A 26,261-nucleotide genomic window follows, 5' to 3' on the forward strand; every position below is an offset into this window, starting at 1 on the left:
GTATGTGTCCTGAATTGGGAGAATTTGATAAATAACATTAAGAGAACGTGAAAAGCGTTCTCTTTGTTTTTTCTCATACTAACTCTCGGAGGTTCAATTATGAAATCAAATCAGAAAAAATTATGTGCTAAACAAAGACAATCAAGAAATATGGTTATTGTGTCATTGATGAATGATACAGGATGGTCACGTGAAAAAGTAGTTGAATCTTTGAAGGAACTTGAAGAGTATAACTTGATTAAGTTTCCTGAACAAGGTGGTATGATGCTGAAAGTTGGGGAGGTAAGGTAATGGCTTACGGTAGAATTTCTTTAGAGCAGGCTTTGAATAGTGAAAACTTTTACAGACTCCCTAAAGTCGTTATTAAGAGCAAATATTACCGCAAATTAAAAGCAGAAGCAAAATTATTGTTTATGCTTTGTAGAGACCGTCTAAGTGCTTCGCTAGATAGCACTAGAAAAGGTGATTATCGGTTTGTAGATGATGTAGGAGATGTTTTTATTTACTACGCCATAGATGAACTGGCTGAAGACCTTGGTTGCGGTAGAGCAAAAATTATTAGATTAAAAAAAGAGCTTATAAAATTTGGTCTGATTGATGAAGTTAGACAAGGTCTAAGTAAAGCTAATCGTATTTATGTTAAGAACGTTGTTACTGACATAGAAATGCTTAATATGGATTTTGAAGAAGCTCAAACCCTCTTAAACCCAGTAAAATCAACTGAAGTTCCAAAATCGAACTTCAAGAAATCTCAAAATCGAACTTCAAGAAGTTCCAAAGAAACACTTCAAGAAGTACCAAAATCGCACTCAACTTATATTAAAGAGAGTGAGATTAAAGAGAGTGAGATTAAAGAGAGTAATAATAAAGTCAGTCATTTTGATGACGATGAGGAGATAGATTCTCAAATTTTTGAAGAAGAAAAAATACCTTCTGTTATTTCAAGAAAAGTTGATAAAGCTACCAAGTATGACCGTGAGTATATCTATAGCTTGGTACATGACCAGTTGCTAAAAGAGAATTTCTCTCAAACGTCTGCTGACTATGCGATGATTCATTTTGATGACCGCTACAAGTACGCTTTAGAAAATATGAGGTTTGCTCATTCTTCTGAGGTAATTGCTGAATATGTTTTTAATGGCATATTAGCTGAAGTAAATCAGTCGATGCGTAAGGAACAGAATAAAGACATAGTCTAATTATTCTTTTTAGGTATAACATTATTTGACCCGAGCAAGTCGTAAAACTACTTGCTGACCATTGACAATTGAATACCCCCTCTGCCCTGATACAGCGTGAATATGAGATACAAAATTGGGGGCGGAGTGTAAAACTAGTTATCTAGTCTCAGTCACAAGTTGCATTGTTCGCAGGTTTGCCGTTATGACCATAAACGGTGCGTATGAAACACGGATATAACCAAAAGGAGGTTATACAGCATGGGTGTAAATCAACCTAAATTTATTCGAGAAGGAGAAAAGAATGAATAAATTTGAAAACCAAGCAAACAATGATGTTTGCATTAGAGACTTAAAACAGTTAGGACGTGAAGGTGGTGCTCAAGCCTATCTTGATACAGGTGAGATACTGAAACTAAAACCAAAGTATGGAACTGTTTCAAGAAGAGCTTATGTTGCAGGTAAAGCTATGACTGTAGAACTGAAGATTGAATACAAAGACGTTTATCCAGCAATTCGCACAATTGAAAGAAATGGAATTTTAATTGCGAGAAGATGTCGCTATGCAATGCTCAACAGACTTAAGCTAACAGGAACAGGTTATCACCGCACATGGAAAAGAAAGTTAGGAGGTAATACATGACGGATTGGAAAAATGGGAATGGTTGGAGCTTTGAAGACCAACAAGAACGAAACCACACCAACCGTCACCCGACAAAAGACAATAATGAACCTGTTCGTTTCAAGGTAGTTGAACATATTGCCACACTATCAAGCAATGAAGCAGGATGGCGAAAGGAACTCAATAGAGTTTCTTGGAATGATGCTGAGCCAAAATATGATATTCGGTCATGGAAAAATGACCATTCACGAGTTGGCAAAGGTGTCACACTTTTCAAGGACGAGATGAAAGTCCTTGCAGATGCAATTAAACAAATCAATCTAAACAAAAATCAGAAAGAGGATTAAAATTATGGATACAGCAGTTAGTGTTTTTAGAATTGTTCAAGTAATAGTTGGGATTACAGGTCTTGTATGGGTTCTTACAGGAGCTATTGACTTTTTTGGTGGTCGTAACAATAACGACTCTATGCGCCAAGAAAAAGGTGGCAACTCAATGGTCAACGGTGGAGCAGTAGGCGTGATTGGCGCTGCTGTCTGCCAAGCTATCATTACAATGCTTCAAAGTATTTCTGTATAAGTCGAAAGGAGCTAGAGTGAATGGATAATATCACAAATTCTCTAGCTGAATATAGTTCAACAGTCAATCAGTATGCGGATAAAATTGGAAATGCGTTGTTACCAGTAGCATCTATCTTAATTCTAACTTTCTTTCTCTTTGATATTTTGTCATGGAATCGCAGGTTAGGACAAGAAGGTGGTAGCTTGACCATTCAGCTTTGGATGGAAGTAGCGCTAGGCTATGTGATATCTTTCATCTTGGTTTACAACTTTTCAGAAATTTTCGATTTTATCGTCTTGGTATTTAACAAGGGAATTGCTCTTGTCAATGGTATTTTACCGAAGAATACGTTTAAGTCTGATATGGATACGTCAGGAATCAGTGGATGGATTTCCAAACAGGTAGTCAATTTAATTGGGAAATTTACAGAATTGATAGCAGATGTAATTGCTAAGTTATTGGTCTTTATGAGATTCTTTCAAATGTATATTTTGAAAGCGGTCGGACCACTCATTATAGCTTTCTTCATGTCAGAACAAACAAGGCAAATTGCGATTAACTTTTTCAAGCTCTTTGCCTCTTACGCTTTACAAGGTTTGCTTTTGGTCATCATCGTCAAGCTCTATCCTGCTTTGGTTACAGATGACTTGTTTAAAGCTTCAGATGGGGATTGGGCGACAGCTTTTGCATCAATTGCGAAAAGTATTGTCTATATCATTGCGCTTTTTGGTAGCCAACGTTTGGCAAAAACTCTCTTGAATGCCATGTAAAATCACACAAAATTTGGTAAAATAGATGTATTAGGAGGTGAGATTATGTCAGAAACCAAGTATCATTTTAGACGAGAAGGGAATCACTTTAAGCTATCCTCGTCTCAAAATCGTTCAGAACAAGCTGAAAGACCTACCCCAGTTCAGCCAATAGCTCCTAAGCGAGTGAAACGCTCCATTTGGTCTAGCATTGGTTCGTTCTTTGGGATTCTTTTTTCGGGAATTGTTATGATTTTAGGTTTCTTGATAGCAACTCCCTTCTTTCTCTTAAGCGTTCTTTGGAATTGGGTAATAACGTTTATTGGGTTATCTATTTTTTGGATTTTTGTTGGCGCTATTTATTATGGAATGATTTTAGGTCTTGCAATGGATACAAATTTGATATTCAATAATACGTCAATACCTATCCTTTTAATTGTTTCTTTACTAGGTGCTATCTTACTTACGATAGCTCAAATAAGAGAATAACCAAAACTGAATATGTTGAACAAACACTTTGCCTTGCAAGGTGTTTTTATTGTAGCTAGAAAGAGGTTTTATGAACAAACTAGGAAGCGAGTTCCTAAAGGAGTTTGACAACTATGAAAGACCAATAGCTTTTGGCATGACCAAACGACTATTAGTGATGATGGTTGGCATAGGGATAGTGGTCAGCATCACTATCACCATTTCCTTAATGGGACTCTCGGAAATTTTCATGTACCTTGTGGCGCTTCTCATTGCTCCACCCTTTGTTATTTATGGGCTAGGTTTTGATGAATCGTTCAAAAATAAGGTACTGTTTAATCTTAAAGTCCAAAAACGGGCTTATATTACTGAATTTGAGGAAGGAGAGGAGTTCACGACTGATGATTTTAAATCTTGGAAGAAAATCAAAGAAACTGACGAAAGCTGAAAAGGAACGTAAAGCACGGCTGAAACGCTCCTTGAAAGCTTCAACTCAGAATACAATTAAATACAATAGCCTATTTGAAAATGGGCTGATGCATATTGCAAAAAATGAATGGTCACGAACCTACCGCTTGGGAGACGTGGCTTATCTTTCAGCCAATCAGGATGAAAAGATTGACGTGATTGACACACACGCCGAAGCGCTCAACTCACTAGATGCAGGGACGACTTTTCAGCTCTTAGTTATCAATCGCAGGATTGAAGACAATGCCGTTGACCAAATCAAATATGATGAAGTGGGTGACGGCTTTGATAATTTTCGTAAGGAATACAATGAGATGATTGAAAGCCGTTTTTCAAGTGATTCAAAGAATTTTCAAGTTGAAAAATATGTCACCTTAAAGACAGAAGCCTACAATCGAGGGCAGGCAGATGCTAACCTGAGTGAATTAGGCAACTCCCTTGAAAATCAATACTCTCAGATGGATATTGCTTTTGAGGAAATGGATGGGAAGGCACGGCTAGATGTGTTTGCGGAGCTACTTCTAGGGAAGCACAAACTCCCGTACACTTTCCGAGATATAGCCTTGTCTGAATTGCATACCAAAGATTTTATCGCCCCTAACAGGCTTCATTTTTTGGAAAATCGTTTCCGTATCAATGAAGGGGTCGCTAAGGTCATGTATGCCCGAAACTTCCCAACCTTCCTGACTGACCGCATGATTAAGAACTTAACGGATATTGGCGTTGAATTGGCTATCACGGTTCAAGCTGAACCTTATGAGCCTTCAGGCTTCATGAAGAAGATTAACAACGCTGACACCACCATCAAGGCTGAGATGGTTAAGGCACAACGTTCAGGGGCACAGGAAGGGATTGACCAAGAATTGGCGGTTAGTGGTCGAGCACGTGAGGTCTCTGAATCTACGAGACGGTGGAAGGAAGAGATTGACGACAATGACCAAAAAGCCTTTTCAGGGCTGATTGCCATTTATTTTAAGGCTGAAGATGAAGAGGAGCTGAAAAGTATCACGGATAAAATTCAGATCGCTTCCCGTAAGGTGGGCGTAGATTTTCAAGAATGTTATTACTATCAGGAGGAGGGACTAAACACCATCCTTCCTATCGGTCATACCTTCTTAAATGTCAAACGTCGTTTTGTCCGTGATATGACCACAGCCAACCTTGCAACTCAAGTTCCCTTTACTAACGTTGACCTCAAATCAGAAAGTGAACGGGCGCTATACTACGGACAAAATCAACTGTCTAACAACGTTATTACCGTTGATCGTAAGGCTGACCTGAACACAGGGTCAGGCGTGGTACTTGGGTCTTCAGGGTCAGGGAAATCTGTTACCGTGAAGACTATGGAAATTATACCAACCTTCCTGAAGAACCCTGAAGACCGTATCATCATTGTTGACCCTGAAGATGAATACTCTGATATTGGGCGAGAATTTGGGGCGCAGTTGGTGGATATTTTCATCGGGTCTAAGTCTCATTTGAATCTGATGGACTTGCCTGATATGAGTCAGCTGAAAGATGAAGATGATGACCCTATTGGGGATAAGTCGAACTTGCTGATGGGGTTGTTTGAGTCAATTCTTGACGAAGTGGGAGATATTCAATACACGATTATTGACCGTGTGACTCGTGAAACTTACAAACGCTTTGAAGGAGTTGATAGAACCCCAACCCTCAAGGATTGGCATGATATTCTTCAGGAGCAAGAAGAACCTGAAGCACATGAGCTAGCCCTGAAGTCAGAAATCTATGCCAAAGGGTCACAGAATATTTTTGCGCACGAAACAAACGTAGATATTACTGACCGCTTTGTGGTCTTCAATCTGAAGCGCTTATCAGGAAAACTCAAACCCTTTGCCATGATGGTTATTCAAGACTATATTTGGAATCAGGTTGTCGCTTCACAAGGGAAGTTGACCACTCGTATCTACTTTGACGAGGTTCAACTGTTCTTCAAGGAAGAAGCACAGGCAATCTTCTTTACAGAACTTTATTCTCGGGTTCGTAAATATGGAGCGATTGCAACAGCCATCACTCAAAATATTGAAACCCTGATGAATAAAGAAGAAGGGCGAAAGTTGGTCTCAAATAGTGAATTTATGATTCTTCTGAAGCATAAGAAATCAGACCTTGTGGCTCTCTCAAAAGCAATCACGTTAACACCAACCTTAACTCGGTATATTGAAAAGCCAAAATCGAAAGGAACAGGGCTGATTGTAGCCGGTCAAGTTGTTGTGCCATTTGAAAATCCGATTCCAAAGCATACAAGACTGTTTGAGCTTGTGGCAACGGATGCTTAGGAGGTGACTGCGTTGTCGAAACAAACCAGACGAGACCTCCGAGAAGCCAAACGTGAATACAAGGAAGCCAAGTCTGAACTCAAGACAACGAAAAACAGCTATAAGCAGGTTGAAAAGAGGGAAGCGCGGCTTCTGAACCCCAAAACGGATGCTGAAAAGCGTTATTTGGGACAGAAAACAAAGGCAAGACGGACGGTCGCTAGTAAAGAACTTGAAACTCTAAAAGAGAATAAGAAGAGCGCTAAATCCAAAAAGCGCCAAGCGATTCAACGAAACGGAGGGACAAACCTCCAAAAAGTCGGACGAGTTGCGCATCATCAGGCTTCTCAAGCCGTGGATTCTGCTTTTCAGGATAATGACGTTTTAGAAGATATTGCTTCAGCCCGTCAGAATATTCGCAGAACACACGCTGAAGTGAGACAAGCTAAGAAGTTGGGCAATTATACCGTCAAGATTGGAAAGGGTGCAACACGGGGCATATACGGGGCAGGAAACCGCACCTATAACCTTTCCCGTGGTCGAGGATTTACAAGAACCCCAGTCGCCAATCGATGGGAAACCAAAGTCAAAACCAAGTATGACCGCTTACGGATGCGCTGGCGTACCTCAAAAGCGGGTAAAACTGCAAGCGTCACTAAAAAAGTTGGGGCAAAAGTGGCTAAACCAGTCCTGACAGTGCTGAAAAATCCCTTATCAGCCAAAGCCTATCTCATCATGTTTCTTGGGTTCTTCCTCATCGCCCTTCTTGGGGCTATTACAGGTGGCGGAAGTTCTACCGTTTCCCAAAATGAATTTGACTTGACGGATAGTTGGACGTATTTATCTAAGATTGACCGTGAGAAATCAACGGACAGGGTGGATTATTGGACGGATATTGATTCTATCATGATGTTTATGGGATATAAGCATGAGGCTTATAAGCTAGATGAACATTACAACTTGAAAAATAAAAATCCTTATGAGCCAATGCACACTTATAGGGAACTCTTATCGACTATTTGGGATGGTCTAAATAAGGATAAAGACGACTTAAAGAGTATGGCAGATCTCTACAAAAACAGCAAGAATCCTTACATCAAACTCAATCAATCTGAGATAAAAGATTATGAAGAGATTTTAGAACAAGCCCGAAATGTTGGCTATTATGTCACTTATAATGATTTGGATAATCCTTTTTCTAATCAGGTGAACGAGGAAAAATTAGATCCTATCAAGGTAACGAAGCGCTTTGGCTATGTCTCAAAAAATAAGATGTACAATGGCTCCATCTTACAGGCTAATAAAGGAGCTACCTTGTACGCTGTTATGGATGGCAAAGTCACGGTTAAAGGGACTGATGTCACCATCAAGACCAAGGATGCGGAGTTCACTTATAAGAAGGTGGCAAGACTCCGCATTGTGAATGGCGACCGGGTCAAGGCTGGAGATGAGATTGGAGCTGTAGACTCTGAAGAAGGTCAAGAAGTCTATTACTATAAGCTCAAAAATAAGAAGAAAAAAGAGTGGGCTTGGGTCAATGTCGGCTTCTATCTTCCTAAAGTAGAGTACACACAGACAACATCTGTTCTGAGTGATATGAATATTGAAGGGAATCTTGCTAAGAAAATCAACTCTATTTATCAGTATCTGAAGAAGCAAGATCCAGATGTTACTTTAAAGGGTACTGCAGCTGTTTTGGGGAATTTCTGGACTGAAAGCTCTATTACTTCTAAGAGAGCAGAAGGAGACTATCTAAGTCCTCCTGTCGGGGCCTCTGCTTCTTCATGGGATGATGAGGCTTGGCTTTCTATGGGTGGCTCGTCTATCTATAATAGCCGATACCCTAATATTCTTCATCGAGGTTTAGGGCTTGGACAGTGGACGGATACGGCTGACGGTTCTACTCGCCATACAGCTCTTTTAAACTTTGCCAAAAGTAAAGGGAAGAAGTGGTATGACTTAGAACTTCAGTTAGACTTTATGTTAAACGGAGATAGTCCTTACTATATCACGACCCTTAAGCAAATTTTGCATTCAAATGAAGATGTTGCAACTCTAACGCAGCGCTTTCTGGTACGTTGGGAAGGAAATGCAGGCGATAAGCTCAAAGAACGTCAAAATAACGCTCAACAAGTGCTTTCTTTCCTGAAGAATCCTTCGGGAACAACCAAGGGAGGCAGTTCAACTCTTCAAAGTTCCTGGGGATTTCCAGAAGAGTATCGCTCGAAATTAAAGAGCTTTCCTTCTTCAGCGACGGTATCGGCTTCTTTAGATGGCAATACTTATCCAGTCGGTCAGTGCACGTGGTACGTGTATAATCGCCTAGTAGAAGCTGGAGCGCCACATTACAATTGGTTAGGAAATGGTCAAGATTGGGTCAGAAATCTAGTAGCGAGAGGTTGGACGTTTAGCGATAAACCAGTAGCTGGTGCGGTCTGCTCAACTGCTGGAGGATTTGATTATACCTATCCTTTATATGGTCATGTATCTTATGTTGAGCATGTTAACGAGGATGGAACGTTTCTAGTATCAGAATGTAATGTGAGCGGTGTTCAAAATCAAATTCATTGGTCGGTTAAAACAAATGCAACCTACTATACATTTGCGATTCCGCCAAAATAAAGAAAAGATAGGAGAATTATGTTAGATCTAACCAAACTAAAATATTTAAAAATTGTAGGCTATATTTTAGCCATTGTTGTTGCGGCAGTTGTTGGATTTGGAATTGGCCAAAGTTTGAACAATCATTCTTCCTCTAAAGGGGAAACGAGAAAAACAGTCCAGACTACCAAGCAAGCGATTAGTCCAGATCAAGTGAAACAGTTTTTACTCAATTATTACACAAAGAAAGACTTGGGAGAAAATCGCAAACGGTATAAAGAGTATATGACAGATGCTCTTTACCAACAAACCGTCTCAACAGAAGATGAACCGCAAAATCAAACCTATAAAGGCTTTGTGGTTGATTTTAAGTTTAAGACAGCAGAAATCTATATTAACCAAGAGAGTCTTCAAGTGATTGCACAAGTCAACTATGTAAATACACAGCTAGATGAGAAGAAAAACTATGAGACAGCTCAAAAAGATGTCTTAAATAAAGCAACGTTGCGTTTGACCTATGTTCAACAGGACGGCAAACTGAAAGTCAATAAGATAGAGTCTATCATTTTAACTGATCAGACTGGAGACTATGGCATTTTAGATAGCAGTAAAAAAACAGAAGAAAGCAATACGAAAACAAATGCTTCCAAGTAAATAACCGAAAAGGAGAGAAAGAATGGTTAAAAAATCACAAAGCCAAGGGCTGAAAGCAAAAACAGAAAAATTGGAAAAAGAGCTTGATAAAGTACAATCTCAAAAAGCTCAATTGGTCACCAAGGAAAAAGAGCTGACTAAGCAACTGAAAGCCACCAAAGCTGAGTATATTGTCGCTTTGATGAGTGAATCAGGTAAATCTATTGAGGAGCTGGAACGCTTCGCAAAGGATAAGGCTGAAGATGCTACTGAGAATGGCGGTGACGGTCATGTTCCGAATTACTAATCTTCAAACCCGTCAACAAGAAACTTGTCCTAACCGAGATGAACTGTTATCAATTATCAACGAAAAATCCGTTTGGGCTGAAGATAGGCATGAGTCTTTCACTCTTCAGCTTGAACAAGTTGCTGAAGATGGCTCACTCTTGGACAATATGACTCTTACCCTTCCCCTTCAGGAGATTGTAGAAGAAGCCCTTTCCAACTTCGGATTGAAGCGTGAGAAAAAAGGCTTCTCCTTGCTTCAGCGTAAGCCACAGGCGAGCGTTTCCGCAGAAGAGGTCACACAAAAAACTGAAGATGAGCTTGTAGAGCCAATCTCAGCACCTCAGATTGAGAAGGAAGAAGCACCTGCTCCTAAAAAAGACCTGGTTAAGCCCACTGAAAAACCTAAAAAAGAAAAGAAGGCTCAAAAGGTTTCAAAACCAAAACAAGCAGTTGCACCAAAAGAACCAAAAACTCAAAAAGCTCCAGGAGGAAATATCCTCACAAGTGGGCTGATTTGGAAGGTGCTATCTCTGGGAGCTTTGGGAATGTCGGTCTTTGCTTTTAGCCTGGTACAGTCCCAAAATCAAAAACTTCAAAGCCTTGAAAATCGTTTGTCGATTGAAGCTGACCAGGGAAAAGTTGAAGTGGTCGGCAGGTTCTTCATTGCCAACTATTACTCAGGAAACTCAGACAATCTGTCAGACTTTTTGAGTAAGGACTTGAAGGCTGAAGGTGTAGAAGCTAAAAAAGCGACTCAGGTTCAATCATCCATCTATGAAACGGTGTCATCATCAAAAGATACTATCAAAGTAACTTTTGTCGTGACAACCAAGGGAGATGATGACAGCAACATTAAGACCGTTCGTCTTACGCTTCCCTTCAAGGAAGATAAAAAATCCAAGTATGGCTATGTCCTGGTTGGTCAGCCAAAATTTTCAAGTTTTGCTGAATAAACATAGTGATTTAAACAGCTATAAATATCATTATAAATATAAACATAATTATAAATAGGAGTATCAACATGAAAAAATGGACAAAACTTATCACTTTATCATCAGTAGCGGTGCTTGCTTCAGCCAGCCCTTTAACGGCATTTGCAGATGAAAACGCCCCTGTAACGTCTGATGTGCCTGCGGTTGTGACCACGCCTGAAGTGCCAACGGATACCTCTTCAGCGCCTTCAGATGATACCGTTGTTCCAACTGTTCCTGAAACCCCAACTGAAGCACCAAGCACACCTGAAGATAATACTGTTGTTCCTACTGACCCTAACGTGACTGTTCCATCTACAAGTGAGCCTGCGGAAACAACCCCTTCAACTGAAGTCACACCGCCATCAACTGAAGAGACCTCTCTTCCTTCGATTGAAGACAATTCAGCCAGTGAGCCATCTTCAACTGAAGCACCAGACCAGGATGCTGACACGACAACTGAACCAAAAACAAGTGAGCCTGCGGAAAACACCGTGACCGTTCCAACAATTGACGGTGGGTCAACGACTCTGACTCCTGATGTCACTGTTCCAACTAACAATCCTAATATTTCAGCTCAAACAGCAGTAGATGCAGGAGCTAGTCAAGTTGGTACAACTTCAACTGTCACAGGTCAAGTGGTCTCAAATGTAGCCCCATCAGCACCCGTTTATACAAACACAGGCTATCAGATTGTGGCAACACAAGATAGTCAAGTGATTGTTGCTTATTCAGATGGTTCAACAAGCACCCTTGCCCCTGAAGCAGTGGGAGGGACAGTTAATGCTGATAAGACCATCAGCATCACAGACCAATCAGGTGAAATGAAGACCTTGCCACACACGGGCGAGAAAGAAGAAGCGTTGATGACTCTTGCAGGGACAAGTATTCTTGCAGGACTGATGGCGTATTTCTTCAAGAAAAGAACACTTAAAAGCAACTAAGATATGACAGCGGTAGGTCAAAATACTCACCGCTTTTCTTTTTATAAAAAGGAGGTAAAAATGGACCAAGAACGAGTTGGAATGAAGGTCGGTGAGGTTTACAAACTCACAGGAGAATTGATGCTGAAGGCTCTCTATTATGCTATGGAAAATGGCTATCAGACAATCAAAAGCCACAGTGAAAACAAGGTTTTCTCAGACAAGACTAACTGGAATCAGTTCATGGCAACTAAGGAAACCAAGCATTTTGAAACCTTTATGAATCATGAAGTCAACACAGAACGCCTGGAACAATACCTGAAAGGTTATGACGTGGGTTTTTCCATCAAGGACAATGGAAATGGGACAAGCACCATTGCTATCGATGCCAAAAATGTGAAGGCGCTTGAAGCAAGTTTCAAGGGTATCATCAATGATTTAACGAACCCTGACAAGGCTGAGAAGCTATCCTATAACCTGGTTAAAAGTCCTAAAAATATGACCGTGAAGGAAAAGCTCACTTATTACAAGAAGCAGGTCAAGGCTGATATTAAAGCTAAAAACCAGGTCAAAGTTCCAACGCCTAAAAAGGCGATTGCTAAAGATGAAAAGGGGTTATAGATGGTTACTGAACAGAAAAAACGAAACTTCTTTATCTATCTGATTGTCGGGCTGATTCTCTTTTATGTGGTGCATTGGTTGGTTAAACTTTATGACCTAGCTCCTGCGACTGAAGGAGTCATCTTTTTTGATGAAGCCCGTTTAGACTGGATGAGGGCTAACTGGTCAAGCAAGTCTTTGATTGATTTTTCATTCACTCAATCTAGCCTATACGGTGGGGGGATTGCTTTTTTTATCGTCTTGATGTTTTACTTTCGAGTCAACGACAAAGGGCGTTACCGCTACGGAGAGGAACACGGGTCGGCACGTTACGCAACGAGTAAGGAGATAGCTTCCTTCAGAGATAAAGAACCTGAAAATGATATGATTTTCAGCCAAAATGGACGGATGGGGTTATTTAATAAGCGCCTTCCTTTCAACCGTCAACTCAACAAAAATACTTTGACGGTTGGTCTGCCTGGTGATGGTAAAACCTTTACCTTTTTAAAGCCAAACCTGATGCAGATGAATAGTTCATTTGTGATTACAGACCCTAAAGGTCTTTTGGTCCGTGAAACAGGTAAGATGCTTGAAGCTAACGGCTATAAAATTAAGGTCTTTGACCTGGTAAGTCTGACCAATTCTAATCAGTTCAATGTCTTTCATTATATGCATGATGAACTAGATATTGATAGGGTTGCTGAAGCCATTATTGCAGGGACAAAACGGTCTGATAATACTGGTGAGGATTTTTGGAATCAGGCTGAAATGCTCCTGATGCGTGCTTTGATAGGCTATCTCTATTTTGACGGTAAGGTTTTAAAGAAATATGAGCCAAACATTGCCCAGGTTGCTGACCTTTTAAGGAATATCAGGCGTGAGGATGAGGACACGCCTAGCGTAGTTGAAAGAATGTTTGAAGAGCTTGAAGAAGAGCTCCCAGGGAATTATGCAAACAGGCAATGGGAGCTCTTCAACGGGAACTTTGAAGGAAAAACCATGACCTCGGTCTTATCAGTGGCATCTTCACGATTTGCCGTCTTTGACCATGATGCAGTTAGAAACCTGACCGCACGTGATTCAATGGAAATGGAAAAATGGCAAACGGAGAAAACAGCGGTCTTCATTGCAATCCCTGAAACAGATAAATCCTTTAATTTCATTGCTACAACTATGTTTACCATGATGTTTAGACAACTTCCTAAAACTGCTGATGAGATTATTCAAGGGTTGCATCCAACTTGTAAACCTGAAGACTTACTCCATATCAGACTTATCTTAGATGAGTTTGCCAACTTCGGACGCTTCCCAAATTTCACAGAAACGCTCTCTTCAGTCCGTTCACGTGAAATCTCTATTGATATTATCATTCAGGCTATCAGCCAACTGAAGGCGCTCTATAAAGACCAATGGGAAACCATCTTCAATAACTGCGCTACTTTGGTTTACCTGGGAACAAATGACAAGGAAACAATGAATTACTTCTCTATGCGGAGTGGTAAGCAGACTATCAACGTCAAGAATCAGTCCCAAACCAGGGGAGCGCAAGGCTCAAGCAGTCAGTCTATTCAAACCATCCAACGTGACCTCTTGACACCTGATGAGGTTGCCCGTATTGGCGTTGATGAAGCGCTTATTTTCATCTCAAAACAAAATGTCTTCAGGGATAAGAAGACCAACGTTCTTCAGCATCCACGGGCAAAAGAACTGGCAAATAGCCCAAGTGATGATAATTGGTATCGTTACATTCGCACCATGTCAGATATGGATGATTGGGATGCTAACGTGAACCATGATAGGGTGATTAACACCACAGAAAAACAAGTCTTAGAAGCTGACTTGCCTTTTAGTCTAGCTTCTTAAGCAAATGAGAAAACCTGTTAGGAAAACCTAGCAGGTTTTGTTATTTTGGAGGAAATACAATGACAAGACAAGAAACAAGAGGAATAGGATACTTTGAAACCCTCTTTTCAGCCGTTGAAATGGAGACTATGGCTGAAGCACTCAAACAATTTGCCCTGGGACATCAGGTAACTGAAAAAAGTAATGAGGGCGAGGTTTTAAATGGCTTTATCAGTACGCTGATAAAGACTTTAGAGCTTGAAGAATTTCAGGCAGTTGCTTCGCAACTCTTCAGCTACCCTAGACACTATGAAGGAAGCCTGGAGGTAGAATCGGTTGGGGCTTCAAAAGAAGACCTGAGTTATCTGAAGGACAACATAGACAGACTTCTTCAGGAGGAAATAGAGGTGATGTGAAATGAAATACCTGGTACTGGCTGAAAAGCCTGACCAAGCCAAGAAATATGCTCATGCCCTGGGACAAGCTAAGAATGAAAAAGGGGCTTGGAAAGTCACAACAAACTTGATAGACGGTCAAGTGACGGTGGTTTCAGCCGTTGGTCACTTGGTCGAGATAAAGAATCCTTATCAGAACTACGAAAATTGGGACTTGGCAAACTTGCCCGCTTTTCCTGAGACCTTCGAGTATGAGGTTAAGGCGGATAAGAAAAAGCAATTTAACCTGATAAAACGTGAGGTCAATCAAGCAGATTGCATCATCATAGGGACAGATGCAGACCGTGAGGGTGAGTCTATCGCTTATTTGATTTTGAGTCTGATTCCAAATGCTCTGAAGAAGGTCAAATATAGGTTATGGGTCAACTCTCTGACGGATTCAGGAATTGTCAAAGCCTTCAAAAGCCTGAGACCTGCTGAAGAAACCCGACAATATGCTGAAGAAGCTGAAGCACGTGCCAAATCAGATTGGTTGGTTGGCTTTAATTTTAGCCCTTGGACATCATTGAAGCTCCAGGAGTTAGGTTATTTAGGGGAGAAGGAGAAGAAGTTTTCAGTTGGTCGAGTACAGACACCGATTGTTTCTCTAATCGTTGAAAATGACCTGGCTATTGATTCTTTTGAGCCTAAACCGTTTTGGAAGGTAGAACTGATTGATGATATAGGGACAATCTTCAAAAACAACACCAAATTTGAGACCCTAGAGAGCGCACAGGAGGCTCTAAAGGTTCTTGGGGGATATTCGGTCGTTCAATCTATTCAAAGCGAAAATAAGGCGGTTTCTGCGCCAAATTTATACCATTTGACAAGTCTTCAATCAGAAATGAGTAAGAAATATCACTTTGATTCAGCTTATACCCTTGAAATAGCTCAAAAGCTCTATCAAAAAGGGGTTACGTCTTATCCACGTACTGACCACAAATTGATTACCCCTAATGAATTTGAATACCTGGTTAAACACCTTGACGATTATAAAGCTATCCTGGGTATTGAAGCTGATTTACCTAACGTTAAGCCACGGAAGAAGTATGTGCAAGATAAACAGATGGAACACTATGCCATCATCCCAACGGAAAACATGTCAGACGTGAGTTCACTTGAAGGAGATGAAAAAATCATCTATACGGAAATCCTCAAGAGAACGCTCTTGATGTTTGCTTCTGATTACCGTTACCAAGCAACACAAGTGACACTTGATAACAATGGGAATACCTTCAGCGCTAAAGGAAATGTGATGACTAATGAGGGGTGGACAGAACTAGCTGAAAAGGAAAATAAGGATTCCGTCTTACCTATCTACCAGGAGGGGGCTAGAATAGCCACTGAAGCCCAAATTAAGGAAGATAAGACAAAACCACCTGCAAGGCTAACAGAAAGCAGTCTGCTTGATGACGTGCTTCCTAAGTACAATTTAGGAACACCTGCAACACGAGCAGGCATCATTAAGACCATTATTGACCGTGACTATATCACACGTGACAAGAAGACAGGTCAACTTTTCCCAACAGATAGGGGGAAAATGCTTGTCCTTTTCCTTGATAATCTTGAAGTGATGTACACCAATCCTGAAACAACTGGAAAGTGGGAAACAGCCCTTCAGTTAGTTGGTCAAGGTCAAAAGTCTAAAGATTGGTTTATCGAGCAAACCAAAAAAGCCATAAGAGCACAATTAGAGAAAGGAGCAGGATAGATGGCAAGTATCGAAGAACTGAAGCAGTTATCCATTTTAGAGGTAGCTGAGAGCCTAGGAATGCAACTACACAGAACAGGAAGCCATACTTACGCCTGGCAAGAGCATGATTCCTTTGCCATCAATACCAGGGATAACTATTTCAATTGGTTTGCCCGTTCTACTGGTGGTGATGTGATAAAAATGGTCCAGGTTGTACAAGAGGAAACGTCAGGACAAGCCGTTTCTTTTAAGCAAGCAAAGCATTTCTTGGAAGATGGGAGCTTTGATGCAGTGGATGTGACTGCAATCCCTGAAAAAGAACCCTTTCATTATTATCTTGAACCCTATGAAACAGAGTTTAAAGAGGGGAGAGAATACCTGAAGGATGTCAGGGGCTTGTCTGATGAGACGATCGATTTTTTCGCAGAAAAAGGCGTCTTATCACAAACCACTAAAAAGACGGGTGACTACTTTGAACCTGTCCTAGTTTTCAAGAGTCTGGACACTCAAAATGAAATTATAGGGGCTTCTTTGCAAGGGATAAGGGAAAACTTAGACTTGTACGAAAGAGGGCGCTTAAAACAAATTATGAGGGCATCAGATGGCTTGACAGGGATGCACGTTGATATTGGGACACCATCTCGTCTAATCTTTGCAGAAGCCCCAATAGACCTAATGAGTTACTATGAACTCAAAAAGGACACCCTGAAGGATGTCCGATTAGTTGCTATGGATGGCTTAAAAGAATCAACTGTGAGTCGTCACGTGGCGGAACTCTTATCTGAAGTTGGTGAACTTAATGGCGAGGTTGACCAGGAGAAAAAATCTTCCTTCCTGGCTGATATGGCTAGAGTAACCACTTTCTTTGAAGATGGAAAACACCAGGATTTAATTACCCTTGCCGTTGATAATGATGAAGCAGGTCATACCTTTATTGAGCGCCTGACTGCTAAACAAATTGAAGTCACCCTTGACCTTCCACCAATAGCAGAAGACCAGGACAAAATGGACTGGAATGATTACTTGAAAGAAGTTAAGACACCTTCAGCAGTTGAGACACAAGAAAAAGCTCCTGACCGAAGTCAAGAGCCATCTAACACTGGGGGCGAATTGTTCAATCGCAATTTCAGTTCTTTAGAAACCGAAGTTTCAGGGATAGCACTGCAACCCGAAGAGTCAAAGACTCAACCTGATTTTCCTGCCAATGTTCAATTACATTTTAACATTGACAAGTCAGTTAAGTCAAGTTATAGGCTACGTGGTGGCTACAAATATCCTGAAGATAAGGACATAAGGACTCTAAACAACTATGCGGATAGTTTGCAACGGTCAGCCCAACAGTATTTAGATAGTTTTTCCAACCAAAAAATCATTTATGCTTTTAACGAAGATGACCAACTTAACTTTTTAGAGGTCGGCTTTGAAAAGAGACACTGGATGCACCTGACAGGAATAATGCCAATCTATGATGAACACTTACCTTCAGTTGCTGAGAAATTTATTGATGAAGTGGCTTCAGGTCATCTGTCATTTCAGAATGTGACACTTGGTCAAGGCTATAACGATAAAATCAAAGTCTTGCCAATGTTACCTGAGCTGTTAGACTCCAAAGCCTTCACCTTTAACGACTTAAGTTCGGTCCAAAAGTTTAAACGCTTGGAGCTAGAAAAAGGAATTAAACCCGAAAATGAAGACCTCATTTTAGCTCTAAAAATGGATGACAATTCAGCCGTTCCTGCTTCATTGATGAAGCTAACTCATAAAGCCTATCAGACGATTGAGCCATCTCAAAGAACGGTATTAGGTGTGTTTGCTGAAAAGGATAATCAGATTAAAACACTATCCATCAATCATGATTTTATCAAGGATGATGGAAAAGAAATGCTTGAGACTTTGCGAAAAAGTCGAGAGATAGAACCCCTTAAAGATGAACCAAATTTAAAACATGGAGGATTAACAATGCCAACTAATCAAGACTTAAATTTAAGAAATCGTTTTGACCAAATTCTCAGAGAAGAAGAGGAGAGAAAGAAAGACCAGGCACGAAAAGATGAGCGTGAACGTGATTCAGATGGTGATGGGATTTCTGATGAAGTTGAAAAAAATCAAGGCACAAGTCCTTACAATGCTGATACAGATGGGGATGGAAAATCCGATAATGAAGAAATTGGTTACGGTTCAAATCCTTTAGATGTTAACCATCCAAACAATCAAAATCAATCCTCTTCAGCTCCAACAAGAAGTGTTGCAGAATTGATTGAAGCAAAAGATAGCAAGGGTCTTTCTCAGGTTTTAAGAGAAGGAGTCAAAAGTTATTTTGAGTCTGATACCTACAAACAATACTTGACCACCATGAGCAAGTTTCACAATTATTCCCCTGGGAATATTCAGTTGATTTACATGCAAAATCCTGAAGCTACACACGTGGCATCTTTTAAAAAATGGAAAGATGACTTTGAAAGAAATGTCAATAAGGGTGAAAAAGCCTTACGGATTTTTGCGCCAATTATTCTTAAAAAGAAAGACCCTAAAACGCATGAACCCCTTCTTGATGAAAATGGAAATGAACAAACCTACACGTCCTTTAAACTTGTTCCTGTCTTTGATATTTCCCAAACAAACGGAAAAGAATTAGCTAAACCCATCTATGAACTCGAAGGTACTTATGAAGATTATGGCAATCTTTATAAGTCAGCTAAAGAGGTTTCGGAAGCTAATGGCGTTCCCCTTTCTTTCAGTGATGATACAGGAAGGACAAAAGGGTATTACTCACCAACCAACAATGAAATTGTTATTAAGAAGGGACTATCGGAGCAACATACGCTTAAAACCATTTTCCATGAAATGGCACATTCTGACTTGCACAACATGGAAAAAATTCAAGAAAATCCACTAAAAAGAAGTACCGCAGAATTACAAGCTGAGTCAGTTGCTTTTGTCGTTGCTAGTCACTATGGACTTGATACGAGTGATTATAGTTTTGGATATTTAGCGAACTGGACGGATGACCCTCAAGGTCTGACTGACCTAGAAGGTCAAATTAAAATTGTACAAAAAGAAGCTAATAGCCTGATTTCAAGAATTGATAAAGCCCTTGAAAAGTATCAAAGTAAAGAAGTTACAAAAGATGTTTTTCAAGATAAAATTAACCGCTTGAAACAAGAAGCTAAAGAAAAACCCGTTGAAGCTAAAAAGGAAGAGCAGGCGAAAGACGAGCCAAAAAAAGCGCAGAAGAGCGACAACGAGATGAACCTGTAAAAGACCTTGTCGCTCAATTATCCGCAGGCTTTATGAATCGTAGAAAACAATCGGAGGACTAAACTATGAATGACACAATCGAAACAACTTTACTTTTGAACCTATTCTATTTTGAGAATGGCACATACACCAGGAATGAAAATTTTATCGAAGCCAAGCGCAGAAAAGCTATTGCTCTTTTAGATGAAGATGCTGACGAGCTAAAAGCTATTGACCCTGACTTAGCTCAAGAATATGCTGAGACAATCAGCTATCTTGAAACTCTTTCTGATGAAGAGTATCAAACCAAAAAAGAAGAATTACTTCAACAAGTTGAAGTCAATTAAGGTCCGAAGGACGACTTAGGGGCTTGGGGATATTCCCCAAAACTTTGAAAGATTGACCCGCTCAAAATTGGCACTTTGCCAGTTTTGAGTTTTGGGAAAATCTTTTAAAAACAGCGATTGGGTACCCAAACGCTAATCTTGCCAGTTTGAAAAGTATAGAGGGTGAGAGTACAATAGTCAAGAGAAAAGTACGAGGTGAAAATCAATGACTGAAGAAAAACGTTATCGAGAAATTCAACGAAAACTGAGAGTGACATCAAGGGAAAATGACCTGATAAAAGAGAGGATGGCGCTACATGGTTTTAAAAACTTTAACACCTATGCCCGTTATATGCTTTTGACTGGTGAGGTGGTGACGGTTGATTATTCTGAGTTGATAAAATTGAGAACCGAGATAAATAAAATTGGTACAAATATCAACCAACTTGCAAAATATGTCAACACAAATGAAGAGTTTAGTTTCGAAAATTTCCAAAGTTTGCAATCCTCGCTTACAGAAGTTAAGCGGTTGATGGATGACAATTTTGATAAAGAAGTTGCCATGATTGAAAAATTGATGAGAGACAGAAGGGAGTAAATTGATTTGGTAGTCACAAAGGTTAAACAGATAAAATCGGTCAATAAATTATCTGATGGTCTCAAGTATATTGAAGATGGTGCTAAAACGATTGGGACAGAATTGATTGATTCTGATTTGAATTTTCCTGTTAAGGTTGTAGATGGTCAGATTGTTTCTCAATTAGTATCAGGTAATCTAGTGATTGATATTGAGTCGGCTTTTTCAGAATTTATGATGTTGAAACAACTTGCCAACTTGGAAAAAGGCAGACCAATCAATAATGAGGAGTTGGTCAAAAATGACGTTTTAGCCCACCACATTATTCAATCATTTTCCCCTGAAGATAATCTGACACCTGAACAGGTACATGAAATTGGACGAAAGACGGCACTTGAGTTGACAGGTGGAAGTCATCAATTTGTGATTGCCACTCACATGGACAAGGGGCATCTACACAATCACATTTATATCAATTCCACTAATTCTGTCACACTGAATAAGTTTAGATGGCAAAAAGGAACTGCGTTGAGTCTTTTCAATATTTCAAATAAATATGCTGACCTGTACGGTGCTAAAATTCTTGAACGTAAGAATCAATTTGGTCACAAAGAATACTCAGCTTATCAGAAAGAAAATGTCTTCAAATTAGAAATCAAGTCCCGTCTTGAATTTTTGCTGAAGCACTCAGTCAACCTATCGGATTTTCAAGAAAAGGCAAAGGCGCTTAATCTTGCAGTGGACTTTTCGGGCAAATATGCCAAGTATAAATTACTTGATAAAGACCAAAAGAGAAATACCCGTGACAGCACCTTGTCAAAAAAGGGACGTTACTCTTTGGAACAAATTCAAGAGCGACTAGCTAAAAATGAAATCGTGCATCCGCTAGAGTCAATTAAAAGCGAGTATGACAAATTACAAGCCGAAAAAGCTGAAGATTTTGAAATCAGGGTCAAGATTGAACCGTGGCAGGTCGAGCATGAAACAGACACAGGGATTTATCTTCAAATGCAGTATGGGATAGCCAATCAAGGAACAGTTAAAATTCCAAGTCGCTTAGTTGATAAACAGGATGACGGGAGCTTTGATGTCTTTATCAAGAAATCTGATTTTTTCTATTTCATCAATCCTGACAATTCAGCTAGTAACAAATTTATGAAAGGGTCAACGCTTATCAATCAGCTTGCTTATGAGAGTGGAGAATATATCTTGACCAAGAACCCTAATATTTCCAAGTTGGATTTACTGGTCAAGGAATATAATTACTTAGTCAGTCATAATGTATCTGATTCTGACCAGTTTCATGAACTACGTGACCGCTTCATTGCTCAAATTGAAGAAACACAAGATTCATTAGAGAGGCTTGATGACAAAGTGGAACGCTTGAACAAAATTGCTTCAGCGCTTGAAGATATTCATTCAGAAAGTCCGATTGATGCAAAAGTAGCTTATCAAGTTTTGGAAGAACTCAATATTTCAGCTTCAGTCAATCCAAAAGAGATTGAAAAACAGGTTGTTGAGGTTTCAATCGAACGGAAAGCCCTGAAGGAAAAATTTGATAGTATTGTTAAAGACTTTACTCAATATGAAAAACTTGAGAAACACGCTCAAGCAAGAAGACAAGAAATTTCTCATCAGACAAAAGCCCCTGAAGAAATGGAAAGATAGGCTGAGAAAAATCACCGCCAACGGCGATCGATTTTTCGATGAAATAAAATTCAAAAGCAAATTTAATAAGGTTAATAGAGCTCATTATTGAGACGGACTTAAACTTTTCAATTGAATTAGAAAAAGTTGAAAAGAGTTCTAAAATGTTTTGGGATAGGTATTTTATTTCAATATCGGGTGCTAAAACAACTAAGATGAGTGAACTAATTTCAATGATTGAAAAACTAAAACAGATTTTAACCCAAGTTAAAGAAGATGAATTAGAGAAATTACCAAAATAATATAATTAAAATAGAGGAGAAAAATATGTTAACACCAAAGGAATTATCACAAAAAATTGAAACCACTTCGTTAGTTGAAGCGATTGAACTTTTTAAAGAAAAAGTTCTTAATGTGCAATTAACACACTATGTAAGAGATGATTATAGATTAATAAACAAAAAAGAGTACGAAAGGATAGATTATAGTGGTTCATTCTTCTTTTTCGTAGAACCTGCTTTAGGATCTAGCCGTGGAGGGTTCTCAGATGCGATTCTCGAAGACAAAGAAAAAGTTGCCCTGCTCCTGCTATTAGTGGAAACTTTTGAACGTTATGTAGATGTCAACACAGGCATTGAAGATTTTCTTGGCTATGATTGTGTTTTTTGTGATTTTGTTGTTTCAGATGAGAATGCGGCCAAACCACTTACGCAAGAAGAATATGAGGCAATCAAAGATTTAATTATAACTGTAATAGATAATTTTGTACCAAGTATGACAGTTATGGAAACAGATGAGTATGAATTGTTCAAAAGAGGACAAAGTCCAAAAGATACAGAAATTGATAATATTCAAATCACACTACCACTTTCTATTTTATAGGATTTAATTAACGGACATTAGAGTATGCCCTATTGTCCTTAAACGTTGCACTTGATTTTATGGGGGTTAACAAGCGGACAATAGGGTTAGGCAAAATATGGAGGTAGAAAATGGCTAAAATCGGCTATGCTAGAATCAGCGCTTCAGACCAAAATATGGCTAGGCAACTGGAACAACTGAAGGGGGTTGATAAACTGTTTCAGGAAGCTATGAGCGGAGCAAGTAAAGACCGCCCTCAGCTGAAGGCGATGCTTAATTATATCCGAGAAGAGGACAGAGTCGTTGTGACTGAGTTGGAACGATTGGGAAGAAATAACAAGGAACTGACCGAGGTCATGAATGAGATTCAGACCAAAGGGGCAACTTTGGAAGTTCTGAATCTTCCTACACTTCGTGGGATTGAAGATGATAACCTCAGACGGCTTTTGAACAACCTGATTTTGGAGCTATACAAATATCAGGCGCAGGCTGAAAGGGAACGTATCAAGGAACGTCAAGCACAGGGAATCGCCATCGCAAAGACACAAGGCAAGTACAAGGGACGTAAAGCCCTTTTTTCAGACGATGATAGCAGACTGCAGCATGCTTTTGAACTGTATCAAAAAGGCTATACAGATAAGGATGTGGCGAGTTTGACAGGCATCAATGAGAGGACGTTCAGACGGTATCGTGAAAAATATGATATAAAAAGATAGTGATAAAAATATTGATTAAAATACTGATTTTAATGTTGATATTTATAGTGATTTATATTATAATAAGAGGTATAGAAATCAGGAGGAGTAACATGAAATCCAGAGAAACAAAATATCCAGGAAGAGCTTATTTACTAGGTTTACTAGGTATTCCACTTTGGAAAGTAGAGCTTTCAGAAGAAATGTGGCAAAAAGCGCTTGTCAGTTATAGAACTTCAAAAGGAAATATTTTCTACTACAAGCCATCCAAGGAGGATAACAAATGAAGCTCATGAGTTTTGTAGCTATCAAAGGAGGGGTGGGAAAAACCACACTAGCCCTCCTCAATGGTCAGTATCTAGCCAGTAAAGGCTACAAGGTCTTATTTATTGACCTTGACCACCAGTGCAACCTGACACACTTTTATGATGTCTATGAGGACACGTCAACCGTTGCCAATGTGTTTGCAGGGTCAGATGATGTAGCTATCTTGTCTGTTGCTCCTAACATTGACCTCATTGCTGGTTCAATGAAATTGGATGAATCGGAAAGAAAGCTAGAAACTGACCCTAATCAAAATATGTATCTCTATGATTGGCTGGGGGATAATTTAGAGTCCAAAAATCTTGACCAATACGATTATGTCATTTTGGATTGTCGTCCCGATTTTGGGATTGCGACAAGAAACGCTATCGCAGTCAGTCACACGCTTTTTAGTCCAATTATCCCTAGTGATTTTGCTTTTGAAGCTAAGGAGAATTTAGAAGTTCGCCTAGAACAATACCGTAAGACAGAAATTGTCCGCCCTAGTCGGGAATCATTGATTACGGCTCAACTCTATTTCTTGCCAAATATGATTAAGCATAATACGTCAAAATCAAAAGAGCTATTAGAAGCCTTGAAAACTGATTCTTCAGTCGTTGGTCTAATTCCTCAAAAGGAACTGTTTAACCGTGCGACCAAAGATGAAACGGTTATAGACATGATGCTTGACTCAACATTGAAGAGGGAACATAAGAATTTCTTTTCAGCCTTGACTGACACATTGAATGAGCTTCAGGAACTCACAGATATGGCTTAATTTTCATCATTATATATATCACTATTTTAATCACTATAAAAATCACTATCGAAAAGAGGTATAGCATGGCGTTTGAATCTAAAAAAGAGAAAATCAGTAAAGTCCTTCAGGAAGAGATTAAAGACCCTAAGCCACAAAAGAAACGAGGGCGAAAAGCTGGTCGTCCATCAGGGAAGACCAAATTTCCTTATCAGTTTACACTGAAACCCCAAAATCGGGAGAAGCTGGATAGAATCGCAGAAGCATCAGGATATAGTGGTGCATCCACCTTCCTTGATGAGTGGATTGAACAGTATCAAGAATAAGTATCATGTTTTTAATGTTTATATAAATCACTATTTTAATCAATATAAAAGGAGGGCTTTATGGATTTCATCACGAGATTAAAAGCTGAAAGAAACGGGAAGGTTCATGGTGGGATATATGATATTACACAGAAGCGCTTTGCCTATAACTCAAACAAAATAGAGGGAAGCCGTCTGACAGAAGAACAAACTAGCTTTATTTATGAGACAAAAACGATTGCCAACATCGGGGGAACAGGTATCAAGATTGATGACCTTGTAGAGACCACCAACCATTTTAAGTGCTTTGATTATATCCTTGATACCGTCAACGAACCGCTAACAGAAGACTATATCAAAAAACTTCATAGCTTATTAAAGAGTGGGACGAGTTCGGAACACAACCCGATAGCCCCTGTAGGGCGCTATAAAGTGCTTCAGAATGAAGTAGGTCAGATAGCGACAGCAGACGTTGACCGTACAGAAGATGAAATGCTTGCTCTGATAATTGGCTACGGCTTAAAAGAAAATAAAGACTTGGCTTATCTTACTAGCTTTCATGCTCAATTTGAACAGATTCATCCTTTCGCAGATGGCAATGGTCGGGTAGGTCGGTTGATTCTTTATAAAGAATGCTTGAAGGAGGGCATCACACCTTTTATAGTGGATGACTTGAACAAAGCCAGTTATTATAGTGCTCTTGAAGCTTTTCAAATAAATGACGAAAGACAGCCATTACTTGATTATTTCCGCTCGGAGCAGAAATTCTATGCTAACTATCTCAAAAATAAAGGCTTTGAAGGAAAAATCAATGAAGCAAAAGACGGTGATGTTATAAAAAAGCCTGAAGGCTTTTCTGAGAAATTGGAAAGGCTGAAGAAAGAAACTCAAGGCACTACAAAGAAGGTAGCCCCCAGCAAAGAAGAAGACCTTTCTCTTTAGATAGCTATTTTAATCATGGTATAAATAGTTATTAAAATCAATATAAAAATAATGACAAATATTATTGTAACAATAGTGACCTTTCCAAATGGAGAGGTCTTTTTTTCTTGTCTAGATTTTCGCTATAATAAGCGTATTGTAAGAAAGGGGTAAGAGATGATGCTAGATGAAAGAGTTTTTTCAGAACGTTTGAGAATAGATAATCAGAAAACCTTCCTGAAGATGATTGAAGATTATGAGAAGTCTATTGCCCCGAGTATGAGAGCACAAGGCTTCAAGAGAATCAATCAGAAGGAGCGGA

The 26,261-nt window shown here is 39.5% G+C and carries 29 protein-coding genes and 1 pseudogene; all 30 read left to right on the top strand.

What is annotated here, in order from left to right; all coding sequences use genetic code 11:
- The first annotated feature begins 99 nt into the window (after window positions 1-99).
- Window positions 100-291, top strand: a complete 192-nt coding sequence (locus tag NSQ85_RS10260; RefSeq protein ID WP_111679297.1) for a hypothetical protein — start codon at window positions 100-102, stop codon at window positions 289-291.
- Window positions 291-1,199, top strand: a complete 909-nt coding sequence (locus NSQ85_RS10265; protein ID WP_340781790.1) for a replication initiator protein A — start codon at window positions 291-293, stop codon at window positions 1,197-1,199. Before NSQ85_RS10260 ends, NSQ85_RS10265 begins: the two co-directional genes overlap by 1 nt.
- A 283-nt stretch (window positions 1,200-1,482) precedes the next feature.
- The gene (locus NSQ85_RS10270; RefSeq protein WP_340781791.1) at window positions 1,483-1,821 is read left to right on the top strand and encodes a hypothetical protein; all 339 of its coding nucleotides are present in this window, start codon (window positions 1,483-1,485) and stop codon (window positions 1,819-1,821) included.
- A gap of 116 nt (window positions 1,822-1,937) precedes the next feature.
- Window positions 1,938-2,147 carry a YdbC family protein gene (locus tag NSQ85_RS10275; protein ID WP_308443140.1) on the top strand — a complete coding sequence of 70 codons (210 nt, stop codon included), beginning with the start codon at window positions 1,938-1,940 and terminating at the stop codon, window positions 2,145-2,147.
- 4 nt (window positions 2,148-2,151) lie between these two features.
- Window positions 2,152-2,379 (top strand): hypothetical protein, encoded by a 228-nt coding sequence (locus NSQ85_RS10280; RefSeq protein WP_111679305.1) that lies wholly within the window; start codon window positions 2,152-2,154, stop codon window positions 2,377-2,379.
- 20 nt (window positions 2,380-2,399) lie between these two features.
- Complete coding sequence (locus NSQ85_RS10285; protein WP_340781794.1) at window positions 2,400-3,131, top strand: type IV secretion system protein; 732 nt, start codon at window positions 2,400-2,402, stop codon at window positions 3,129-3,131.
- Between the two features lie 45 nt (window positions 3,132-3,176).
- Window positions 3,177-3,599 carry a lactose transporter gene (locus tag NSQ85_RS10290; protein WP_083331243.1) on the top strand — a complete coding sequence of 141 codons (423 nt, stop codon included), beginning with the start codon at window positions 3,177-3,179 and terminating at the stop codon, window positions 3,597-3,599.
- 70 nt (window positions 3,600-3,669) lie between these two features.
- The gene (locus NSQ85_RS10295) at window positions 3,670-4,026 is read left to right on the top strand and encodes a PrgI family protein (RefSeq protein WP_232089317.1); all 357 of its coding nucleotides are present in this window, start codon (window positions 3,670-3,672) and stop codon (window positions 4,024-4,026) included.
- Entirely contained in the window at window positions 3,980-6,346 is a 2,367-nt protein-coding gene (locus NSQ85_RS10300) for a VirB4-like conjugal transfer ATPase, CD1110 family (protein ID WP_111679311.1), read from the top strand. The genes NSQ85_RS10295 and NSQ85_RS10300 overlap by 47 nt, the downstream gene beginning before the upstream one ends.
- Window positions 6,347-6,349: 3 nt before the next feature.
- Window positions 6,350-8,947: a phage tail tip lysozyme gene (locus tag NSQ85_RS10305; protein ID WP_340781796.1), complete on the top strand. Its 2,598-nt coding sequence runs from the start codon at window positions 6,350-6,352 to the stop codon at window positions 8,945-8,947.
- 18 nt (window positions 8,948-8,965) lie between these two features.
- A complete protein-coding gene (locus NSQ85_RS10310; protein WP_020997557.1) occupies window positions 8,966-9,580 on the top strand; it encodes a hypothetical protein in 615 nt (204 codons plus the stop codon).
- A 22-nt stretch (window positions 9,581-9,602) separates the two neighbouring features.
- On the top strand, window positions 9,603-9,866 hold the full coding sequence (locus NSQ85_RS10315) for a hypothetical protein (RefSeq protein WP_111679314.1): 264 nt from the start codon (window positions 9,603-9,605) through the stop codon (window positions 9,864-9,866).
- Complete coding sequence (locus NSQ85_RS10320) at window positions 9,823-10,800, top strand: hypothetical protein (RefSeq protein WP_223899729.1); 978 nt, start codon at window positions 9,823-9,825, stop codon at window positions 10,798-10,800. Before NSQ85_RS10315 ends, NSQ85_RS10320 begins: the two co-directional genes overlap by 44 nt.
- Before the next feature lie 68 nt (window positions 10,801-10,868).
- Complete coding sequence (locus NSQ85_RS10325; protein WP_340781803.1) at window positions 10,869-11,762, top strand: LPXTG cell wall anchor domain-containing protein; 894 nt, start codon at window positions 10,869-10,871, stop codon at window positions 11,760-11,762.
- A 60-nt stretch (window positions 11,763-11,822) separates the two neighbouring features.
- Window positions 11,823-12,362: a hypothetical protein gene (locus tag NSQ85_RS10330; RefSeq protein ID WP_111679320.1), complete on the top strand. Its 540-nt coding sequence runs from the start codon at window positions 11,823-11,825 to the stop codon at window positions 12,360-12,362.
- Entirely contained in the window at window positions 12,363-14,204 is a 1,842-nt protein-coding gene (locus NSQ85_RS10335; protein ID WP_340781805.1) for a VirD4-like conjugal transfer protein, CD1115 family, read from the top strand.
- Between the two features lie 59 nt (window positions 14,205-14,263).
- The gene (locus tag NSQ85_RS10340) at window positions 14,264-14,599 is read left to right on the top strand and encodes a hypothetical protein (protein WP_111679323.1); all 336 of its coding nucleotides are present in this window, start codon (window positions 14,264-14,266) and stop codon (window positions 14,597-14,599) included.
- Between the two features lies 1 nt (window position 14,600).
- Entirely contained in the window at window positions 14,601-16,328 is a 1,728-nt protein-coding gene (locus NSQ85_RS10345) for a DNA topoisomerase (protein ID WP_111679325.1), read from the top strand.
- Entirely contained in the window at window positions 16,329-19,568 is a 3,240-nt protein-coding gene (locus NSQ85_RS10350) for a PBECR4 domain-containing protein (RefSeq protein ID WP_340781807.1), read from the top strand.
- Between the two features lie 65 nt (window positions 19,569-19,633).
- Window positions 19,634-19,894 carry a transcriptional regulator gene (locus NSQ85_RS10355; RefSeq protein WP_111679330.1) on the top strand — a complete coding sequence of 87 codons (261 nt, stop codon included), beginning with the start codon at window positions 19,634-19,636 and terminating at the stop codon, window positions 19,892-19,894.
- Between the two features lie 205 nt (window positions 19,895-20,099).
- Window positions 20,100-20,471 carry a plasmid mobilization protein gene (locus NSQ85_RS10360; RefSeq protein ID WP_111679332.1) on the top strand — a complete coding sequence of 124 codons (372 nt, stop codon included), beginning with the start codon at window positions 20,100-20,102 and terminating at the stop codon, window positions 20,469-20,471.
- 6 nt (window positions 20,472-20,477) lie between these two features.
- On the top strand, window positions 20,478-22,118 hold the full coding sequence (locus NSQ85_RS10365) for a helical hairpin domain-containing protein (protein ID WP_111679334.1): 1,641 nt from the start codon (window positions 20,478-20,480) through the stop codon (window positions 22,116-22,118).
- 143 nt (window positions 22,119-22,261) lie between these two features.
- Window positions 22,262-22,399 carry a hypothetical protein gene (locus NSQ85_RS10370; protein ID WP_162173400.1) on the top strand — a complete coding sequence of 46 codons (138 nt, stop codon included), beginning with the start codon at window positions 22,262-22,264 and terminating at the stop codon, window positions 22,397-22,399.
- Window positions 22,400-22,424: 25 nt separating this feature from the next.
- The gene (locus NSQ85_RS10375; protein ID WP_340781810.1) at window positions 22,425-22,979 is read left to right on the top strand and encodes a hypothetical protein; all 555 of its coding nucleotides are present in this window, start codon (window positions 22,425-22,427) and stop codon (window positions 22,977-22,979) included.
- A 110-nt stretch (window positions 22,980-23,089) separates the two neighbouring features.
- Window positions 23,090-23,674 carry a recombinase family protein gene (locus tag NSQ85_RS10380; RefSeq protein ID WP_340781811.1) on the top strand — a complete coding sequence of 195 codons (585 nt, stop codon included), beginning with the start codon at window positions 23,090-23,092 and terminating at the stop codon, window positions 23,672-23,674.
- Between the two features lie 92 nt (window positions 23,675-23,766).
- Window positions 23,767-23,940 (top strand): hypothetical protein, encoded by a 174-nt coding sequence (locus tag NSQ85_RS10385; RefSeq protein WP_340781812.1) that lies wholly within the window; start codon window positions 23,767-23,769, stop codon window positions 23,938-23,940.
- Window positions 23,937-24,734: a ParA family protein gene (locus NSQ85_RS10390; protein WP_111679340.1), complete on the top strand. Its 798-nt coding sequence runs from the start codon at window positions 23,937-23,939 to the stop codon at window positions 24,732-24,734. Before NSQ85_RS10385 ends, NSQ85_RS10390 begins: the two co-directional genes overlap by 4 nt.
- Window positions 24,735-24,799: 65 nt before the next feature.
- Complete coding sequence (locus tag NSQ85_RS10395) at window positions 24,800-25,039, top strand: hypothetical protein (protein ID WP_024396444.1); 240 nt, start codon at window positions 24,800-24,802, stop codon at window positions 25,037-25,039.
- A 60-nt stretch (window positions 25,040-25,099) separates the two neighbouring features.
- The gene (locus tag NSQ85_RS10400; protein WP_340781816.1) at window positions 25,100-25,960 is read left to right on the top strand and encodes a Fic family protein; all 861 of its coding nucleotides are present in this window, start codon (window positions 25,100-25,102) and stop codon (window positions 25,958-25,960) included.
- A 156-nt stretch (window positions 25,961-26,116) separates the two neighbouring features.
- Window positions 26,117-26,261: pseudogene (locus NSQ85_RS10780) on the top strand (ISLre2 family transposase); the annotation flags it as partial.

The sequence above is a fragment of the Streptococcus sp. FSL L8-0526 genome (assembly GCF_038007145.1).
GTDB lineage: Bacteria > Bacillota > Bacilli > Lactobacillales > Streptococcaceae > Streptococcus > Streptococcus thermophilus.

What these genes read in the sequence shown, in the direction of transcription:
- NSQ85_RS10260 (WP_111679297.1), top strand. Translation starts at nt 100, where the DNA reads ATGAAATCAAATCAGAAAAAATTATGTGCTAAACAAAGACAATCAAGA.
- NSQ85_RS10395 (WP_024396444.1), top strand. Translation starts at nt 24,800, where the DNA reads ATGGCGTTTGAATCTAAAAAAGAGAAAATCAGTAAAGTCCTTCAGGAA.
- NSQ85_RS10290 (WP_083331243.1), top strand. Translation starts at nt 3,177, where the DNA reads ATGTCAGAAACCAAGTATCATTTTAGACGAGAAGGGAATCACTTTAAG.
- NSQ85_RS10295 (WP_232089317.1), top strand. Translation starts at nt 3,670, where the DNA reads ATGAACAAACTAGGAAGCGAGTTCCTAAAGGAGTTTGACAACTATGAA.
- NSQ85_RS10310 (WP_020997557.1), top strand. Translation starts at nt 8,966, where the DNA reads ATGTTAGATCTAACCAAACTAAAATATTTAAAAATTGTAGGCTATATT.
- NSQ85_RS10390 (WP_111679340.1), top strand. Translation starts at nt 23,937, where the DNA reads ATGAAGCTCATGAGTTTTGTAGCTATCAAAGGAGGGGTGGGAAAAACC.
- NSQ85_RS10270 (WP_340781791.1), top strand. Translation starts at nt 1,483, where the DNA reads ATGAATAAATTTGAAAACCAAGCAAACAATGATGTTTGCATTAGAGAC.
- NSQ85_RS10330 (WP_111679320.1), top strand. Translation starts at nt 11,823, where the DNA reads ATGGACCAAGAACGAGTTGGAATGAAGGTCGGTGAGGTTTACAAACTC.
- NSQ85_RS10385 (WP_340781812.1), top strand. Translation starts at nt 23,767, where the DNA reads ATGAAATCCAGAGAAACAAAATATCCAGGAAGAGCTTATTTACTAGGT.
- NSQ85_RS10370 (WP_162173400.1), top strand. Translation starts at nt 22,262, where the DNA reads ATGTTTTGGGATAGGTATTTTATTTCAATATCGGGTGCTAAAACAACT.
- NSQ85_RS10300 (WP_111679311.1), top strand. Translation starts at nt 3,980, where the DNA reads ATGATTTTAAATCTTGGAAGAAAATCAAAGAAACTGACGAAAGCTGAA.
- NSQ85_RS10265 (WP_340781790.1), top strand. Translation starts at nt 291, where the DNA reads ATGGCTTACGGTAGAATTTCTTTAGAGCAGGCTTTGAATAGTGAAAAC.
- NSQ85_RS10400 (WP_340781816.1), top strand. Translation starts at nt 25,100, where the DNA reads ATGGATTTCATCACGAGATTAAAAGCTGAAAGAAACGGGAAGGTTCAT.
- NSQ85_RS10355 (WP_111679330.1), top strand. Translation starts at nt 19,634, where the DNA reads ATGAATGACACAATCGAAACAACTTTACTTTTGAACCTATTCTATTTT.
- NSQ85_RS10325 (WP_340781803.1), top strand. Translation starts at nt 10,869, where the DNA reads ATGAAAAAATGGACAAAACTTATCACTTTATCATCAGTAGCGGTGCTT.
- NSQ85_RS10360 (WP_111679332.1), top strand. Translation starts at nt 20,100, where the DNA reads ATGACTGAAGAAAAACGTTATCGAGAAATTCAACGAAAACTGAGAGTG.
- NSQ85_RS10320 (WP_223899729.1), top strand. Translation starts at nt 9,823, where the DNA reads ATGCTACTGAGAATGGCGGTGACGGTCATGTTCCGAATTACTAATCTT.
- NSQ85_RS10280 (WP_111679305.1), top strand. Translation starts at nt 2,152, where the DNA reads ATGGATACAGCAGTTAGTGTTTTTAGAATTGTTCAAGTAATAGTTGGG.
- NSQ85_RS10350 (WP_340781807.1), top strand. Translation starts at nt 16,329, where the DNA reads ATGGCAAGTATCGAAGAACTGAAGCAGTTATCCATTTTAGAGGTAGCT.
- NSQ85_RS10340 (WP_111679323.1), top strand. Translation starts at nt 14,264, where the DNA reads ATGACAAGACAAGAAACAAGAGGAATAGGATACTTTGAAACCCTCTTT.
- NSQ85_RS10285 (WP_340781794.1), top strand. Translation starts at nt 2,400, where the DNA reads ATGGATAATATCACAAATTCTCTAGCTGAATATAGTTCAACAGTCAAT.
- NSQ85_RS10345 (WP_111679325.1), top strand. Translation starts at nt 14,601, where the DNA reads ATGAAATACCTGGTACTGGCTGAAAAGCCTGACCAAGCCAAGAAATAT.
- NSQ85_RS10375 (WP_340781810.1), top strand. Translation starts at nt 22,425, where the DNA reads ATGTTAACACCAAAGGAATTATCACAAAAAATTGAAACCACTTCGTTA.
- NSQ85_RS10380 (WP_340781811.1), top strand. Translation starts at nt 23,090, where the DNA reads ATGGCTAAAATCGGCTATGCTAGAATCAGCGCTTCAGACCAAAATATG.
- NSQ85_RS10315 (WP_111679314.1), top strand. Translation starts at nt 9,603, where the DNA reads ATGGTTAAAAAATCACAAAGCCAAGGGCTGAAAGCAAAAACAGAAAAA.
- NSQ85_RS10335 (WP_340781805.1), top strand. Translation starts at nt 12,363, where the DNA reads ATGGTTACTGAACAGAAAAAACGAAACTTCTTTATCTATCTGATTGTC.